We start from the raw sequence: 17,147 nt of genomic DNA, 5'->3' as shown, positions 1-17,147 counted from the left end.
ACCCATGGCAACACTATAGTGACAGCGTCGGCGTCGTGGTAGCGCTGCACGGACACACCAGCGAGAGAATGCGCCGCCATGAAGCTTGCAACGTTGAAAAACGGTCGTCCCGACGGCCAACTGGTCATTGTCTCGGCTGATTTGGCCCGCTTCGTCTCGGCTGGTCGCATCGCCTCCCATCTGCAGGCCGCACTCGACGATTGGGAAGCGCTTGCCCCCCAGCTGTCAGCCCTGGCGGCCCAATTGGATGCTGGCGCCATTGCTGGTCAGCCCTTTGACCCTGCCATGGCTCTGGCGCCCTTGCCGCGGGCCTATCAGTGGATTGATGGGTCAGGCTATCTCAGTCATCTCGAACGGGTGCGCAGCCTCAAAGGCAGCAAGGACGAGGAACTGCAGTCCAATCGACCACTGCTCTATCAGGGCGGCTCTGATTCGCTGTCGGCCCCCACCGATCCCATTGTGACAACCGATCCGGACCTGGCGATCGACTTTGAGGCCGAAGTGGCCGTTATCATCAGCGCGGTGCCCATGGCGGCGACCCGCGACCAGGCCGCCGCCGCCATTCGCCTCATTACCGTGTGCAATGATGTCTCGCTGCGCCGTCTGGTGCTGGATGATCTGCAGAACGGCTTCGGCTTTTTCCATTCCAAGCCGTCAACCGCCTTCGCTCCAATCGCGATCACGCCCGAGAGTCTGGCCGGCGCCTGGCGCGATAACCGACTGCATCTTCCGATGCGCGTCGAGGTCAACGACACCCTGTTCGGCCGGCCCAATGCGGGCATCGACATGCATTTCGATTTCGCCGACCTCATCGTTGAGGCCAGCCGCACCCGCAATCTGGCGGCGGGCACCATTATCGGCGGCGGCGCCGTTTCCAACCGCCACGACGAAAGCCTGCCCATCAAGCGCGACGGTATCGGTTTTGCCTGCATTGCGGAGGCGCGTACCGTCGAAAAGCTCAAATATGGCCGCGCCCGCACCCCGTTCCTCAAGCCCGGCGATACCGTGCGGATCGGCGCGGTGGCGGACGACCGCTCGGTCTTCGGCGATATCAGGCAGACGGTTACGCTCGCCTAAGCTCTTGTATGTGCTGGTAACATTTCCGTGTGTGCGTTGGGGCTGTCATCATCGCGTGCAAGACTTGGGACGTTCAAATTCGGCTTGGCGTATTGAGGGTCCACGAATGTCGCTACACAAGATTGCCACCTTGGCCTTTGCCGGCCTGCTGGCCATGGGGGCTGCAACCGCCTTTGCGCAGGATGCATTTGTCGCGCCCACCACGCCCGAGGCTGCTGCGGAAGTCCGCGAGCCGCTGATGAAGCTGAATGGCAGCACGTTGAAGACCGCCGGGGCCCTGACGGGTGCAGAAGCGGAAGCGGCCATGCAGATCATGCTCGACAATTTCACCCATATGCCCGCCGTCTTTCCCGAAGGCTCCAACATTGGCGACAGCAAGGCTCTGCCGGCGATCTGGGAGAACTGGGACGCCTTCAACGCCATCATCGATACCGGCAAGACCGCCGCCGCTGATGGTCTTGCAGCCGCCAAGGCCGGTGACACCACAGCCTATCTCGCCGCAGTCAAGACCCTGGGCGGCACCTGCGGCACCTGCCATCAGCAGTTCCGCGCCGACTAGTTTCTCATCGCCTCCAAAGCGATTTGGCGGCCCGCAGGGGCCGCCTTTTTTCTTTCTGCTTGATTTCCGCGCGCCCGGCAGCCAATCTCGCGCCATGAAGACGCAGATTATTCTGATTAACCGCTGCATTATTACCTGCTAACCACACATTGGCGGCGCGGTCTTCTTCATCCTGATTTCTGATACCTGAAGAGCCGTCTGCCAGCGCATTTTCGCATGGCCCAGGGACGGACCGCATGACCACGCCACAGCTGACGCTCTACAATACGCTGACCCGCGCCAAGGAACGCTTTGTTCCCATCGATCCGGCCAATGTGCGCGTCTATGTCTGCGGCCCCACGGTCTATGACTTCGCCCATATCGGCAATGCCCGCCCGGTCATCGTGTTTGATGTGTTGTTCCGGCTGCTGCGCCACCTCTACGGCGCCGATCACGTCACCTATGTGCGCAACATCACCGACGTCGACGACAAGATCAACGCCCGCGCCCTGCGCGATTTCCCCGACCTGCCACTCAACGAGGCGATCCGCAAGGTCACCGAAACCACCGTGGCCCAATTCCGTGCCGACGCCCGGGCGCTCGGCTGCCTTGAGCCGACCGTGGAGCCGCGTGCCACCGACAATATTGCCGAAATGCAGGCGCTGATTGCTACGCTGATTGCCAACAGGCACGCCTATGTGGCCAATGGCGAAGTGCTGTTTGACGTCAGATCCATGCCCGACTATGGCCAATTGTCGGGCCGCAATCTCGATGACAATCTGGCTGGCGCGCGCATTGCCGTCGAGGCGCACAAGAAGAACCCCGCCGATTTCGTGCTGTGGAAACAGTCCGCCGACAACGAACCGGGCTGGGACAGCCCCTGGGGTCGCGGCCGCCCCGGCTGGCATATTGAGTGCTCGGCCATGAGCGAGCGTTACCTCTGGGACGAAATAAAGGATCGGCTGTCGCCTGCCGCCCACCGGCACCCGCATGCCTTCGACATTCATGGCGGCGGACTCGACCTGATCTTCCCGCACCACGAAAACGAAATCGCCCAGTCCCGCTGCGCCCATGGCACAAGCGCCATGGCCAATGTCTGGATGCACAACGGGTTCCTGCAGGTCGAAGGCCAGAAAATGAGCAAGAGCCTGGGCAATTTCGTCACTATCAGCCAATTGCTGCAAACCGAAGATTTCGGCGGCCACAAATGGCCCGGCGATGTCCTGCGCCTGGCCATGCTGATGACCCACTATCGCGAGCCGATCGACTTTTCGGTCAAGCGCCTGGAAGAGGCCGAGACAAAGCTGCGAGACTGGCAGCGCGCCGCCCAAGGCGCGTCGCTTGCCGACGGCGACGGCCCTGATGCGTCCGTGGTCAAGGAACTGGCCGATGATCTCGGCTTTCACCGCGCCAGTGTGGCCCTTGAGGTGATTGCCAAAAAGGCCAATCGCGACGGCGGTGCAGCGGCCAAGCATTGCCTGGCGGCCACGCTGCGTTTCCTCGGCTTCGGTCTCGACAGTGTGCTGGCTTCCGAGCAGGGCGCCGACGAGCCGCCCCACCTTGCTGCCGCCATCGCCGCCCGTCTCGCCGCCCTCAACGCCAAGGACTTCGCCAAAGCCGACGCCATCCGGGCCGAGCTCGCCGAGCAAGGCATCACCCTGATGGACTCCAAGGATGAAACCGGCGCCCGCCAGACCAAGTGGGAGATCAAGCGGTGACCCCAAAAGTCGACGCCCATACGGGAGGCTGCCAGTGTGGTGCGGTCCGTTTCCGGGTGACCCGTCTGGGTCGGCCCTCGATCTGCCATTGCCGCATGTGCCAAAAGGCCTTTGGCGGATTTTTCGGCCCGCTGGTCACCGCGCACAATGCGACCTGGACCCGCGGCACACCCAAATGGTTCCAGTCCTCCAATGCCGCCCGTCGCGCCTTTTGCGGCGATTGCGGCACGCCGCTGGCCTATGAAACCCGCTTTGGTCTCGAACTGGCCATTGGCGCGTTCGACGAGCCCACAGCGGTTGCCCCGGCCATCCAGGTCAACCCGGCCGACAAGCTGCCCTTCTTTGATGGCCTGACCAGCTTGCCGGTACGCGACGAGGCCAATGACGAATGGCGCGACTTTCTTGCTGGCATCCACTCCAACCAGCACCCCGATCATGACACCCAGGATTGGCCGCCTAAGGAGCCGCCTCAATGACCGATACCGAGCACGAAACCCTTGAAATGAGCGGCGGCTGCCAGTGCGGCGCCGTGCGCTACCATGCCATTCTGGCGCTGGACACCGCCCATCTGTGTCATTGCCGCATGTGCCAGAAGGCGGTGGGCAATTATTTCGAAGCCCTGGTCGGCGCCGATAATGCGACCCTGGTCTGGACCCGCGGCGCGCCCACCGGCTTCATGAGTTCGCAATTCGTCGAACGTGGCTTTTGCCAGCGCTGCGGCACGCCGCTGTTTTACCGCGACGTCACAGCCGGCCATACCAGCCTGACCATCGGCTCGCTTGATCATCCTGCTGTGGTGAGGCCGTGCAGCCATGATGGGATTGAAGGGCGCATGCCCTGGTTCGCCGACATTGTCGCGCTGCCCGATCGGGGCCGTACCGAGGATGGCGACAGCGCAGACTGGGCCGCCGCGATCGAGGCCTCCAATCGCCAACATCCCGATCACGACACCAACGACTGGCCCGAGTGAGTTTTATGACCAAAGAGCGGCTCTATATCTTCGACACCACCCTGCGCGATGGCGCGCAGACCGCCGGCATCGAGTTCTCGCTGGAGGACAAGATTGCCATCTGCGGGCTGCTTGAAGAGCTGGGCGTCGATTATATCGAGGGCGGCTATCCCGGGGCCAATCCGGTTGATACCGAGTTTTTTGACACAAGACGCACTACGCGGGCCAGGTTCACCGCCTTCGGCATGACCAAGCGGGCAGGGCGCTCTGCCGCCAATGATCCCGGTCTTCAGGGCCTGATCAATTCGCAGGCGGACTCGGTGTGCTTTGTCGCCAAGGCCTGGGACCATCAGGTGACGGTCGCCCTCGAGATTTCACTTGAGGACAATCTGGCCAATCTGCGCGATAGCGTCGCCACGACCGTGGCCGCCAACAAGGAAGCGCTGGTCGATTGCGAGCATTTCTTTGACGGCTTCAAGGCCAATCCCGACTATGCCCTGCAATGCGTCAAGACCGCGCTTGATGCCGGGGCCCGCTGGGTCGTGCTCTGCGACACCAATGGCGGCACGATGCCCGCCGAGGTGGCGCTCATTGTTAGCAGCGTCCTGGCCATTGCGCCCGGTACGCACCTCGGCATCCACGCGCACGACGATACCGGCCAGGCCGTCGCCAATACCCTGGCGGCAGTCGACGCCGGGGTGCGCCAGATCCAGGGCACGCTCAACGGCATTGGCGAACGCTGCGGCAACGCCAATCTGATCACCCTGATCCCGACCCTGCTGCTCAAGCCTGTCTTCGCCGATCGCTTCGAGACCGCAATTCCGTCCGCCAGCCTGGCTCGCCTTACTCAAGTCTCGCGCGCCTTTGATGATCGGCTCAACCGGGCGCCGTTCCGGCAGGCCCCCTATGTTGGCGCCTCGGCCTTTGCCACCAAGGCTGGCATCCATGCCTCGGCGCTGCTCAAGGATTTTTCCAGCTATGAGCATGTGCCGCCCGAAAGCGTCGGCAATGAGCGCTCCATCATGGTCAGCCAGCAGGCGGGCAAATCCAACCTGCTGACCGCTCTGGCCCGGCACGGCATTGCGCTTGCCAAGGACGATCCGCGCCTCGAAAAGCTCTTGGCCACGGTCAAGGACCGCGAATCGCGTGGCTATTCCTATGACGGTGCCGACGCCTCATTTGCCATTCTGGCGCATGAGGTGCTCGGTACGCTGCCCAATTTTTTCGCGGTAGACACCTATCGCGCTTCGGTCGAGCGCCGCCACAATGCACAGGGCGAGGAGATAACCGTCACCGAAGCGGTGGTCAAAATTCGGGTCGAGGGCGAAGTATTGATGTCGGTGGCGGAAGGCAACGGCCCGGTCAATGCACTCGATCTGGCGCTGCGCAAAGATCTTGGCAAATATTCGTCGCGTATCGAAGATCTTGAACTGGTCGATTTCAAAGTGCGTATCCTCGACGGCGGCACGGGCGCGGTCACCCGTGTGCTGGTTGAAAGTCGCGATGGCACCGGTGAGCGCTGGTTTACCATTGGCGTCTCTGCCAACATCATTGATGCCTCGTTTGAAGCTCTGTATGAATCAATTACCTACAAGCTGCTTAAAACTGAAACGCCATAGGGCATGACAGGTCAGCGCGTAAAACCGGACGGCGTTGCCGTCACAACGGTCCGGGAGGACAAACTGGCCGATTCCGCTCCGAAACAACCCGCCCCGAAACAGCCTCTGGCGCTGGCCCTCTCGGCCGCTGCTGTTACCATTGTGGTGATCCTTGGCGTCCTGGCCGGTCCAGGCATCGTCAGTTGCTTTAATTCCCCTGATGGCATGGGCCAGTGCCTGCAGGGAAAAATGCGCGCGGCAGGTCTGCTGCCCGGCGCGGCCCCTGCATCGGTCGACGCAGCGGCGACGGCCGTTGAGCCCGTTGCGCCGCTGGTTGCAACTGAGCCTGCCGCAGATACCGCGCTGGTCGGACCAGAGCTTGATGTGGAGCCCGCCGACGCGGCCACTGCAGCCGCCGAAGCGCCGGAAAACCTGGTCGCTGCGAGTTTCGGCCTGTTGCGCGCCGAGCCCGACGGTTCGGTCGTGATTGCCGGCAGCGGTACGCCCGGCAGCGAAATAGAGATCTTTGCCAATGGCATGCTCCTGGGCCGCAGCGCCGTGGCAGCCAGTGGTGACTGGGTATTCGTTCCAGACATTCCCATCGCTCCCGGCGGTACCGAAATTACCCTGGGCGAGACCGGCAAGAAGGGGCTCGCTCCCGAATCCTTCGTCGTCGCCATCAATGCCGACAAGACCAGCGAGCCGCTCGTGGTAGCCAGCACCCCGGGAGCCGCCAGCCAGGTGTTGCAGGGCTTGCCCCAGGCGACAGCCGACGTTCCGGCCCAGATGGCTGCCAATACGAGCAGTCGTCCAGCAGCCGCCACTCCGCCCGCTGCAGCAGCACCAGCTGTCACCGGGCCTGCGGTGACGGCACCAGTTGAAGCCGCAGTCGCCGCAACCTCCAGCGAGGCAGCACCTGCCGCGCCAGTTGCTGCTGCATCATCGGCTGATCCGGCGGCGCCAGCCGCAGCCGATGACGCGGTTGCCGCCGCTGCCGATACGGCCGCCGCCGCGACCGCGCCTGCTGCCACCGAACCAACGGCGCCTGCAACGGGTGCCGATCAGCCTGCCACCGCCGAGACGAGCCAGCCTGTAGCCGCGCCGACCGAGCCTGCCGTCGCCGTGGCCGCTACTGATCCTTCCCCCGATGCCACGGCCCCTGCGGCGACCCCGGCGACAGCCATGGTTGCGACGCCGACAATCGACGCCGTCGAGGTCGAGGGGGAGAAGTCCTTCTTTGCCGGCAGTGGTCCAGATGGCGCCACCGTGCGGCTCTATGTCGACGATAGCTTCATTGCCGATACAATTGTCTCGGATGGCCGTTGGCTGATCGAGGCCGGCAAGGTGCTGACCAAGCCAAACCAGCGTGTTCGCGTTGACTTGCTGCAGGCCGGTAGCGCCGAGGTCGTGGAGCGCGCCGAAGTCGATTTCTCCCTCGATCTACCGGCGCCTGTCACAGAAACCGCGGTTGCCGCGGCCGATCCTGCGGCCACTCCCGCGCCACAGCCAACCGAAGCCGCCGTGCCGCCAACAGACACTGCTGCCGCTGAGCCGGCTGTGCCGACCATGGTTGGCGTGAGTGTCGGCGATGTCGATGATCAGCGCTTTGCTGCCGGCAAGGCGATTATTCGCCGTGGCGACAACCTCTGGACCATCGCGCGCCGGGTCTATGGCGAAGGCATCAAGTACACGGCCATCTATGAGGCCAATACCGGCCAGATCCGCGATCCCGACCGTATCTATCCCGGTCAGGTCTTCGATCTGCCCGATAGCGCAAACAACTGAGTACAACATGGCCCGCTTTCCGGCGGGCCATTGATTCTTGCGGCGGTTGGACCCATATATCGCAATATGACGATAAATCTGGTTGAACCGATGCACGACGACGATATTGCCACCATCATGCGGGCACTGGGTCATCCGGTGCGCCTCAACATTCTGCGCATCATCGCCGGACAGCAGCGTGGCCAATGTTGTTGTGCCGATGTGACCGACTCCCTGACCCTGGCGCAATCAACGGTCAGCCAGCACATCAAGGTGCTGCTAGATGCCGGTCTGATCGAGCGGAAGTCGCGCGGTACCCGCAATTGCTACATCGTGCAGCATGAGCGTCTGGCTGCCCTGGGTTCAGCCTATTCCGGCATGCTGGCTGGTTTGGGCGCTGCCACACCCGACTTGGAAGCGGAACTCGCCTAATGCCCACTGACAACGCTGACAAGAAGCCATCCGTTAGCGCGGACGAGGATTCCGTATTTTCGACCATCCGCAATCTTTGGACCTATATGTGGCCCGCCGACCGGGCCGATCTGCGTCTGCGGGTGGTGCTGGCCATTGCTGCCCTGCTGCTGAGCAAGGTCGCCACCACCCTCATTCCATTCGCCTATAAGGGCATCATCGATAGTCTCGATAGCGCCACCCCCAATAGTGCGGTGGTTTTCGGTATGGCGGTGCCCATCGTCCTGGTGATTGCCTATGTCGTGGGCAATATCGTTGACGCCGGATTCCAGCAATTGCGCGACGTGCTGTTTGCCAGCGTCGGCCAGAATGCCGTGCGCAAGCTGGCGCTGCGCACCTTCCATCATTTGCATCGCCTGTCGCTGCGCTTCCATCTGGCGCGCCGCACCGGTGGCCTCAGCCGGGTGATAGAGCGCGGTACCAAGGGCATCGAAACCATCGTCCGTTTCACGATGCTGAACATTCTGCCCACCGTGGTCGAATTCGCCATCACCGCTGTCATTTTCGTCTGGATGTTTGGCGTCAGCTATCTGGGCGTGCTGGTCGTGATGATCTGGGGTTATCTGTATTTCACCATCAAGGCGTCGAACTGGCGCATTGGCATCCGCCGGGCCATGAATGACTCCGACACCGACGCCAATGGCAAAGCTATCGACAGCCTGCTCAACTTTGAGACGGTGAAGTATTTCGCCAATGAGCAGATGGAGGCCGATCGCTATGATGCGTCCATGGCCGGCTACGAACGCTCTGCCATCCGCATCTGGACCTCGCTGGGCTTCCTCAATTTCGGCCAGGCGGTAATTTTCTACGGTGGCTTCCTGATCATCGCCATCATGGCGATCAATGGGGTGATGGCCGGGACCCTGACCCTGGGCGACTTCGTGCTGCTCAACACCTTCCTGATGCAGATCTATCGGCCGCTCAATTTCATCGGCTTCGTCTATCGCGAATTGCGCCAGGGTCTCACCGACATCGAAGAGATGTTCAAGCTGCTCGATCAGAGCCCGGAAATCGAGGACAAGCCCGACGCCAAGCCACTGGTCATAACCGGGCCGGTGATCCGCTTCGACAACGTCACCTTTCACTATGATCCCGATCGCGCCATTCTCAAGGGCGTCAGCTTCGAGGTTCCTGCGGGCAAGACCGTGGCCATCGTCGGCCCCACCGGCGCCGGCAAGTCCACAATCTCGCGGCTGCTTTATCGCTTCTATGACGTAACCGGGGGCGCCATCACCATCGATGGTCAGGACTTGCGCGACGTCACCCAGGAAAGCCTGCGCTCGGCGATCGGCATGGTGCCGCAGGATACCGTGCTGTTCAACGACAGCATCGGCTACAACATTGAATATGGCCGGCCGGGTGCGTCGATTGAGGAGGTGCGCGAAGCCGCTGGCATGGCTCAGGTCGGTCCGTTTATCGAGACCTTGCCCAAGGGCTATGACACCCCTGTGGGCGAGCGCGGTCTCAAGCTTTCCGGTGGCGAAAAGCAGCGTGTCGCCATCGCCCGTACTATTCTGAAGGCACCCTCCATCCTCATTCTGGATGAAGCGACCTCGGCGCTCGACACCAAGACCGAGCGGGATATCCAGTCAGCCCTCGATGTCGTCTCGCAGAACCGCACCACGCTCGTCATCGCCCACCGCCTGTCCACCGTGGTCAATGCCGACGAAATCCTGGTGCTGCGCGAAGGCGTGGTGGCCGAACGCGGCAACCACCTCGACCTCCTCGCCAAGGACGGCCTCTACGCCCAGATGTGGAACCGCCAGCGCGAAGCTACCGAGGCCGAAGAAAAGCTGCTGCAGACTGCCAACGATCCCGACGGTTTCGTCAAGCGCGGCACGCCCGCTGCAGAATAGGGCAGGGTGCTGCAGCGGGGATCATCCTCGCCAGCCGGCATTCCCGACACCCCACAGGCTGGGGGCGCCGACGTCATGGCAAGCCCCTGGCACCACGGTCGTTCACTACCGCAAACAACAAGGCCCGCATCGCTGCGGGCCTTTTGCTTCGTCTCTGCGCCGGTGCTACTCGGCGGCTTCAGGCCGACTGACGACGGTCACGCCATTCTGCTGCTCTTCCACCAGCCCGGCATCCGGGCTGACGATATAGCGCTTGGCGCCATCCGCCCCGGCGGGGATCTCCACGGCCATGCCGTCAAACCCCGCTGGCGTGGCCATCGCCGCTTGACCGCCGCGACCGGTTGCGAACCGTCCCAGCCGGCCAGACTGTTCGACCAGCCATCTGATCTGCTTCCACAGCACCGTGGGCGCCACCACCATTACCGGCACCATCACCAGCGTCAGCGCGGTGGAAACAAATAGCCCAGAGACCAGTGCTGCCGACAGATGGATGAACCACGAACCGGCAATGCCGCCTACCACGATCTCGCGGCGGATGAAGTCGAACTCGATATTCAACGCCATCGGGATCACGCCCAGGCCAGTCACCATGGCGGTCAGCAGCACCGGCCGCACACGCTGGCTGATGGTGATCATCATGGCTTTGACCGGCTCGACATGCTCGTCGCGCTGATAGTGGTTATAGGTGTCGATCAGCACGATGCCGTTCTTCACCACGATACCCGCCAGAGCCACGATGCCGAGGCCTGTCATGATCGCCGAAAAACTCATGCCGGTGACCAGCATGCCCAGCAGCACGCCGGCCAGTGACATGATCACCGTCGTGAGCGTCACCAGCACCTGATAGAAGCTGTTGTACTCCAGCAGCAGGATCAGGAAGATCAGGAACATCGCCGCACCGAAGGCCGAGATGATGAAGGCATTGGTGTCGTCGACCTGTTCGGCAGCACCGCCATAAATAATCTCGACGCTGGCTGGCCATTCCTGCTCGGCCTGCCAGGCCTTGATCTGCTTGATCTTGTCTTCCGAGGAGAAGCCCTCTTCCAGATTGGCGGCCACCGTCATGGCATAGACGCCATTGCGGCGGGTGATATTGGCCACCTTGGGCACCGCCGTGCGGGTGATGAAGTTGGACACCGGCACCAGACCCTGTGCCGTCACAATCCGTAGCGAGTCCAGCGCGTCGAAGGTGCGCTCGCTCTTGGGCAGACGGACCCTGATGTCGAGTTCGTCGTCGCCGCCATCGTCGGGACGATAGCTGCCCAGCTTCACACCCGAGGTGACCAGCTGCACATAGGGGCTCAGCTCTCGCACGCCGATGCCGTATTTGGCGGCGGCTTCGCGATCGATGGTCACCTGCCAGTCGATGCCGGGGGCAGGGCGGCCATCCTCAACGTCGATGGTATTGCCCAGATCGTTTTCGATATAGTCACGCAGCTTGGTCACGGCCGGGGCAATATCGGCATAAACCGTGCCCTCAACCCGCAGATTGATCGCCTTGCCAGCTGGCGGGCCATCCTCCTGCGCAGCAATCTGCACTTCCAGGCCCGAAATCCCGGCTACCCGCTCGCGGATGTCCTGGAATATCTCGGCAGCCTTGACACGCTCGGCATAGGGCATGAGCTGCAGGTTGAATGTGCCAACGGTGTCGGGCGGCGTGTTGCCTCCGAGCCCGCCGCTGCCATCACCTCCGGCAAAGCTCATGATGACATCCTTGATGCCCTGAACCTGCAGGATCTGGTCTTCGACCTCCACCAGCAGATCGCGGATTTCCGCTGGCGAATAATTGCCGCGGGTGATGACGTTGACAGTGCCGAATTCAGGCTCCGAGGCCGGGAAGGCCTCAGTGCCCGTCGGGTTCATGATGTATGCGGCAAACATCAGCCCCACGATGCCGAAGCCGACTGCCAGAGTGATGACCGGCTGATGCATCAGATGCTGCATGGTCCGAACATAGACGCCGGTCAGACCCCGAACCTTGTTGGGGTCAAACTTGTCGGCATACATCACCACGTCAGCGGCTTCTTTTTCCTTCTCGTCGACATGGGTCGAGGCGATGAAGGCACCGATAATGGGCATGAAGATCAGCGCCGAAACCAGCGAGGCAATCATCACCACGATCACGATGGTGGGCAGATAGCTCATGAACTTGCCGATAATGCCCGGCCAGAACAGCAGCGGCACGAAGGCGCCCAGGGTCGTGAAAGTGGCCGAAACCACCGGCACGAACATCTTGCGCGCGGCCATGATGAAAGCTTCCTTCTTGGGAACGCCCTCCTGCAATTTGCGCTCGGCATATTCCACGACCACGATCGGGTCGTCCACCAGCACACCCACCGCCAGCACCAGGCCAAACATGATCATCATATTGATGGTCATGCCGAGCATCTGCACGACGAGAAAAGCGATCATGAACGAAATCGGGATCGACATGCCGATCATGATGGCGGCGCGCCAGCCCAGTGTGGCAATGCAGGTGATCAGCACCAGCGCCACGGCGGTCAGCACAGCCGCTTCCAGCGAGCGGAACATGCCCTTGGTGGTGTCGGCCTGATCGATCAGGAAACTGGTCTCGATGGCCTGTGGCCAATCGGCAGTGAAATTCTCGGTGATCCGCCGCACTTCGTCGGACACACTGATGACGTTGGTGCCAAGCTTCTTGGAGACGCCCAGGGTAATGGCTGGCTGGCCATTCACATGGGCATATTGCGTGGCATCCTCGAAGGTCCGCGTGATCGTGGCGACGTCGCCAAAGGTCACCACGGTATCGTCGACCGTCTTGAGTGGCAGCGTATAGATGTCCCGGGCGTTCTTGATCAGGCCGGGCACTTCGACATTGAACGAGCCCTGGCCCGAATCCAGCGTACCGCCGGCCACCACCATGTTGTTCTTGGCGAGGGCATCAAACAGCTGCGCTGCCGTCAAATCGTAGGCTTCCAGCCGGTTCAGGTCGATGGTGACTTCCAGCACTTCATCGCGCGACCCCGAGAGGGTCACGTTCTGGACGTCGCCAATGCTTTTGAGTTCTTCCTGCAGATCCTTGGCCCGGTTGACCAGTTCACGCTCGGGCACCGTGCCATAAACCGCAACCGAGATGACCGGCATGTCGGTAAACGAGATTTCCGTAACAGTTGGTTCGGTAGCGTCATCGGGCAGTTCAGCTGAAAGCCCGTCCAGCTTCGCGCGGATATCAGAGAGCGCCCTGTCCTTGTCCGCATTTACGTTGAACTCAAGGAACACCGAGGCATGGCCGGTGGTCGAGGTGGAGGAATAGTTCTCCAGCCCGTCTATTTCCTTGATGCGGTCCTCGATCGGCTTGGCCAGCAACTGTTCTGCGTCACGCGGTGCCACGCCGGTCTGGCTGACCGAAACGTAGAAATAGGGAATGTCGATTGCCGGGAAGCTCTCTTTGGGCAGGCTGGTATAGGCCATGAAGCCCGCCCCGAGCAGCAGCACCATGATCGTCAAGACGACACGCGGCATCCGCAGGATACGTTCGATGAAATCCAGCATGGGTTAGCTCGCTGTTACATTGGTGGCGTCGACCGCTTGGCCGTCGATGACATACTCCTGGCCGACGGTAATGACATCGACCGCTACTGGTAGTCCCAGAACCCAGACGCCGTCGCGGGTGTCGCTGGCAATTTCGATCGGCATGAACTTGGCGGCGCCATCCACCACGGCGCGCACGCCCAACACGCCATCAGCGTCCAGCGTCAGCGTTGATTGCGGCAACAGGTGCGCCGGGGCAGAGCCCATATTCACTACTGCCGTGGCGGTGATGCCGTCACGGATGGTGCCATCGGCATTGGGCAGCTCGATCTCGACCGGGAAGGAACGGGTGGCAGCGTCGGCCGTCGTGGCGATGAAGCTCACCTTGCCCTCGGCCGTCTGGCCGGTGATGGTGGTGATGCTGGCGGAGAGGCCAAGCTTGGCCAGACCAATCCGGACTTCCGGCACCTGGCCGATGAACAACATCGGGTCAAGCTGGACGATGGTGGCGCAGGGCTGGCCTTGAGCCAGCATGGCGCCAGCGTCGGCCAGCGGCGCCTGTACCACGCCGTTCACCTTGGCGTTGATCAGCGTGCGATCAAGTTCGGCCTGGGCGTTGTCGAGATTGGCTTTGGCCGATGTCACGCTCGCCTGTGCGGCGGCCAGGGCCACTTCCACGCCGCGTGCACTATTGGCGGTTGCTACGCCCTTGCTTCGCAGTTCGGCATTGGTATCGAAATCGGCTTGGGCCTGAGCCAGTGCCGCGTTGGCCTGCGCCAAACCGGCGTCAGCTTGTGCGACGGCGGCAGCCCGGGTGCCCTGATCCAGCGTGCACAGCGGATCGCCGACTGCCACTTTCTGGCCCTTGGTCACATGCACAGTTTCAACAATGCCAGCAGTCTCTGCCACGGCGCTAACGGTGGCCTTGGCCTGAGTGCGGCCCCGCAAGGGGACCTCAATCGCGAAGGGCTGAGCCACATAGGTCGTGGTTCGCACCGATTGCAGCGCCGTATTGGCACCGTGCTCCGCCTCATTGCGCTGGGCAATGGTCAGGTGCGGGTCGACTTCGGTGCTGGCTTCATGTTGGGCCAGCACGCCCGCCTCGGCCAATTGGGTGGCGATGGGGCCGTGTTCTTCGCCCTCGATTATCGAGACAATTGGGCGCTCGCCATTGCCTGGCCCGCTGCCGCCCATAACCAGGGTTCCAGTTGCGAGCCAGGCACCTGTCAGGATCAGCAGTACCAGCGCAATGCCATAAGAGAATAATGCACGCATAGAGAAGTTGCCCCTTTACTCAGCCGCGTCTTTGTTGGAATCGGCTCGCGCTAAAGTGATGAGTTCGTGCATATGGGTGCGCAGATGCCTTTCAGCAACCTCCATAATAACACTTCCGTAGTTGATGACCCATGTGTCTGAAGCATTGCTGCAATGATCTGCTGCTGTGACCTTGAGACGTTTACGCTTGTCGCTCAGTATTTGCAGGAATTCATTGGCCCGTGTTTCCACCAGACTTCGCGGCAGAATATGGGCAAAACGGGCAAATAGCAGGAAGGGACTACGGAACATGTCCTCCCCCAGCGGTTGGGCCAGTTCATTCGCGAACGCGGCCCGGCCGGCTGCCGTGATTGAGTAGATTTTTTTTGTCGGCTTGCCGTCCTGTTGCTCACTGCGGCTGGTCACCAGCTTTTCATCTTCAAGCTTGGCCAGGGCCGGGTAGATCGATCCAAAGCTGGCTTCGATGAAGTACGAGCATTCGCCTTCCACGCAAAGCCGACGGATTTCATAGCCCGTGGCTTCACTCTCATAGAGAATGGACAAACACAATGTTCTGACGTTCATGCACGGTGCTCCGGGGCATATGCCGAGCCGATATATGCTGGTTCAATATATGCTTGGCGTGAATCGTGCAAGATGTACGGATCAGTTGATGCAACAGATCAGTTAAGACAATGCTGCAGCTTCACAGATCAGCCCAGGATTTTGGTCATTTCGGCCGCTGCCCGGCGCGCCAGATTCAGATTGGCCGCCGCAACAAAATAGGGGTTGAGGAAGGCCAACTCGCCCTTGCCATAGCGCAGGCGCTCGCCGTCCAGGGTCACAACCGCGCCGCCTGCCGCCTCCAGCACCGCCTGTCCGGCCGCCGTGTCCCACTCACAGGTCGGCGTGAATCGCGGATAGAGCTCGGCATCGCCCCGCGCTAGCAGGCAGAACTTCAGCGAGGATCCCACCGATACATCAGACTGGACCTCAAGCAATTCGCACAGTGTCGCCAAAGCGGCATGGCCATGCGAACGGCTCGCCACAATCCGCAGCTTGCGTGAAGACGTCACCCCGATCGGCTGCTTGTTGCTTACTGAGCCCGAACTGGTGTTGCAGCTAAAGGCGCCGCGCGCGTCACCCACGAAGGTCTCGCCCGTGACCGGCGCCAGCACCACCCCCAGCACCGGCACGCCATGCTCGACCAGCGCAATATTGACGGTGAACTCGCCATTGCGCTTGATGAATTCCTTGGTGCCGTCCAGCGGGTCGACCACAAAATACCGCTCGCCCAACACCGGGATGATCCCGGCCGCCACGCTTTCCTCGCCGAGCACCGGAATGCCGGTAGCTTTGAGATGCTCGAGAATGATCGCCTCTGCGGCCGCGTCTGCCTCGGTGACGGGCGAGCCATCAGCCTTATCGACCGCCACGATGGGGCGGGCATAGACGTCGAGGATCACCCGCGCCGCCGCGATGGCGGCATCAAGGACCAGCGTCGTCAGGTGCGTGTCGGTCGGCGCTGCTGCAATAACGGTCATCTTAGACGCCAATCGTCACATCGAGCCCCAGATCAAGCGGCTGGGCCGCCATGGTGATCTGGCTGGTGGAGATATAGTCCACGCCCGTTTCGCCAATCGCGCGCACCCGGTCCAGCTTGACCCCGCCCGAGGCTTCGAGTCTGGCCCGGCCGGCATTGATCGTTACCGCCTGGCGCAGTGTCGCATTGTCCATATTGTCCAGCAGCACCACGCGCGCTCCCGCTGCCAGCGCTTCTTCCAACTCGGCCAGATTCTGCACTTCGATCTCGATGGCCACCAGATGCCCTGCAAAGGCCGCGGCCGCCGTGTAGGCCGCCGTCACGCTACCCGCGACGGCGATATGATTGTCCTTGATCAGAATGGCGTCATCGAGCGCATAGCGGTGATTGGCCCCGCCACCGCAACGCACCGCGTATTTCTCGAAGGCCCGCAGCCCCGGCGTCGTCTTGCGGGTGTCGCAGATCTGCGCCCCCGTGCCAGCGACAGCATCTGCATAAATCCGCGTCAGCGTGGCAATGCCGCTCATATGGTTGAGGAAGTTCAGTGCCACCCGCTCGGCCGACATCACCAGCCGGGCAGGGCCGGTAACGCTGGCCACCAAACCACCCACGCCAATACGCTCGCCATCCGCGACATTGGGGGTAAACACCACGCCATCGCCCACCAGCCGGAACGCGGCTGCCGCAAGATCGAGTCCGGCAATCACCCCGGCTTCGCGCGCCGACAGGCTGGCGGTGGCCTGCGCGCCGGGCGACAGGGTCGCCTGGCTGGTCAGGTCGCCGGCCAGGCCGAGATCTTCTTCCAGCGCGGCTGCAACGGCGCGCTCCACCAGATGGCGAGGCAATTGGGCGGGCAGGCGGGCAGGACGCGACATTGCAAGGTCTCT

Annotated in this window: 14 protein-coding genes; 9 read left to right on the top strand and 5 right to left on the bottom strand. The window is 62.0% G+C overall.

What is annotated here, in order from left to right; all coding sequences use genetic code 11:
* Positions 1-78 precede the first annotated feature (78 nt).
* The 9 genes from ABFY71_RS02090 (at position 79) to ABFY71_RS02050 (ending at position 9,971) form a co-directional block, all read left to right on the top strand.
* On the top strand, positions 79-1,077 hold the full coding sequence (locus ABFY71_RS02090) for a fumarylacetoacetate hydrolase family protein (RefSeq protein WP_347944447.1): 999 nt from the start codon (positions 79-81) through the stop codon (positions 1,075-1,077).
* Positions 1,078-1,183: 106 nt separating this feature from the next.
* Positions 1,184-1,636: a c-type cytochrome gene (locus ABFY71_RS02085; RefSeq protein WP_305582783.1), complete on the top strand. Its 453-nt coding sequence runs from the start codon at positions 1,184-1,186 to the stop codon at positions 1,634-1,636.
* 236 nt (positions 1,637-1,872) lie between these two features.
* A complete protein-coding gene (cysS, locus tag ABFY71_RS02080) occupies positions 1,873-3,333 on the top strand; it encodes a cysteine--tRNA ligase (protein WP_347944446.1) in 1,461 nt (486 codons plus the stop codon).
* Positions 3,330-3,809, top strand: a complete 480-nt coding sequence (locus tag ABFY71_RS02075) for a GFA family protein (protein ID WP_347944445.1) — start codon at positions 3,330-3,332, stop codon at positions 3,807-3,809. The genes cysS and ABFY71_RS02075 overlap by 4 nt, the downstream gene beginning before the upstream one ends.
* On the top strand, positions 3,806-4,303 hold the full coding sequence (locus ABFY71_RS02070) for a GFA family protein (RefSeq protein ID WP_347944444.1): 498 nt from the start codon (positions 3,806-3,808) through the stop codon (positions 4,301-4,303). The genes ABFY71_RS02075 and ABFY71_RS02070 overlap by 4 nt, the downstream gene beginning before the upstream one ends.
* A 5-nt stretch (positions 4,304-4,308) precedes the next feature.
* Entirely contained in the window at positions 4,309-5,901 is a 1,593-nt protein-coding gene (cimA, locus tag ABFY71_RS02065; protein WP_347944443.1) for a citramalate synthase, read from the top strand.
* 3 nt (positions 5,902-5,904) lie between these two features.
* Positions 5,905-7,665, top strand: a complete 1,761-nt coding sequence (locus ABFY71_RS02060; RefSeq protein WP_347944442.1) for a LysM peptidoglycan-binding domain-containing protein — start codon at positions 5,905-5,907, stop codon at positions 7,663-7,665.
* A gap of 90 nt (positions 7,666-7,755) precedes the next feature.
* Complete coding sequence (locus ABFY71_RS02055) at positions 7,756-8,076, top strand: ArsR/SmtB family transcription factor (RefSeq protein WP_305582770.1); 321 nt, start codon at positions 7,756-7,758, stop codon at positions 8,074-8,076.
* Positions 8,076-9,971, top strand: coding sequence for an ABCB family ABC transporter ATP-binding protein/permease (locus tag ABFY71_RS02050; RefSeq protein ID WP_347944441.1), 1,896 nt, complete (start codon positions 8,076-8,078; stop codon positions 9,969-9,971). The genes ABFY71_RS02055 and ABFY71_RS02050 overlap by 1 nt, the downstream gene beginning before the upstream one ends.
* 165 nt (positions 9,972-10,136) lie before the next feature.
* Here ABFY71_RS02050 and ABFY71_RS02045 read toward each other — a convergent pair whose 3' ends face one another.
* From ABFY71_RS02045 to nadC, 5 genes are all read right to left on the bottom strand, one after another.
* Positions 10,137-13,484, bottom strand: coding sequence for an efflux RND transporter permease subunit (locus ABFY71_RS02045; protein ID WP_347944440.1), 3,348 nt, complete (start codon positions 13,482-13,484; stop codon positions 10,137-10,139).
* A 3-nt stretch (positions 13,485-13,487) separates the two neighbouring features.
* Positions 13,488-14,738, bottom strand: coding sequence for an efflux RND transporter periplasmic adaptor subunit (locus ABFY71_RS02040; protein WP_347944439.1), 1,251 nt, complete (start codon positions 14,736-14,738; stop codon positions 13,488-13,490).
* A 15-nt stretch (positions 14,739-14,753) separates the two neighbouring features.
* Entirely contained in the window at positions 14,754-15,302 is a 549-nt protein-coding gene (locus ABFY71_RS02035; protein ID WP_347944438.1) for a PadR family transcriptional regulator, read from the bottom strand.
* Between the two features lie 128 nt (positions 15,303-15,430).
* The gene (gene cysQ / locus ABFY71_RS02030; RefSeq protein WP_347944437.1) at positions 15,431-16,261 is read right to left on the bottom strand and encodes a 3'(2'),5'-bisphosphate nucleotidase CysQ; all 831 of its coding nucleotides are present in this window, start codon (positions 16,259-16,261) and stop codon (positions 15,431-15,433) included.
* Position 16,262: 1 nt separating this feature from the next.
* A complete protein-coding gene (gene nadC, locus ABFY71_RS02025; protein ID WP_347944436.1) occupies positions 16,263-17,135 on the bottom strand; it encodes a carboxylating nicotinate-nucleotide diphosphorylase in 873 nt (290 codons plus the stop codon).
* Positions 17,136-17,147 lie beyond the last annotated feature (12 nt).

It is taken from the genome of Devosia alba (assembly GCF_039938915.1).
GTDB classification, from domain to species: Bacteria; Pseudomonadota; Alphaproteobacteria; order Rhizobiales; family Devosiaceae; genus Devosia; species Devosia alba.
The sequence above is the reverse complement of the archived record's forward strand: the minus strand, read 5'-3'. Positions and strand labels throughout refer to the sequence as shown.

Coding starts and splice junctions, on each gene's coding strand:
- ABFY71_RS02090 (WP_347944447.1), top strand. CDS start 79: ATGAAGCTTGCAACGTTGAAAAACGGTCGTCCCGACGGCCAACTGGTC.
- ABFY71_RS02085 (WP_305582783.1), top strand. CDS start 1,184: ATGTCGCTACACAAGATTGCCACCTTGGCCTTTGCCGGCCTGCTGGCC.
- cysS (WP_347944446.1), top strand. CDS start 1,873: ATGACCACGCCACAGCTGACGCTCTACAATACGCTGACCCGCGCCAAG.
- ABFY71_RS02070 (WP_347944444.1), top strand. CDS start 3,806: ATGACCGATACCGAGCACGAAACCCTTGAAATGAGCGGCGGCTGCCAG.
- cimA (WP_347944443.1), top strand. CDS start 4,309: ATGACCAAAGAGCGGCTCTATATCTTCGACACCACCCTGCGCGATGGC.
- ABFY71_RS02060 (WP_347944442.1), top strand. CDS start 5,905: ATGACAGGTCAGCGCGTAAAACCGGACGGCGTTGCCGTCACAACGGTC.
- ABFY71_RS02055 (WP_305582770.1), top strand. CDS start 7,756: ATGCACGACGACGATATTGCCACCATCATGCGGGCACTGGGTCATCCG.
- ABFY71_RS02050 (WP_347944441.1), top strand. CDS start 8,076: ATGCCCACTGACAACGCTGACAAGAAGCCATCCGTTAGCGCGGACGAG.
- ABFY71_RS02045 (WP_347944440.1), bottom strand. CDS start 13,484: ATGCTGGATTTCATCGAACGTATCCTGCGGATGCCGCGTGTCGTCTTG.
- ABFY71_RS02040 (WP_347944439.1), bottom strand. CDS start 14,738: ATGCGTGCATTATTCTCTTATGGCATTGCGCTGGTACTGCTGATCCTG.
- ABFY71_RS02035 (WP_347944438.1), bottom strand. CDS start 15,302: ATGAACGTCAGAACATTGTGTTTGTCCATTCTCTATGAGAGTGAAGCC.
- cysQ (WP_347944437.1), bottom strand. CDS start 16,261: ATGACCGTTATTGCAGCAGCGCCGACCGACACGCACCTGACGACGCTG.
- nadC (WP_347944436.1), bottom strand. CDS start 17,135: ATGTCGCGTCCTGCCCGCCTGCCCGCCCAATTGCCTCGCCATCTGGTG.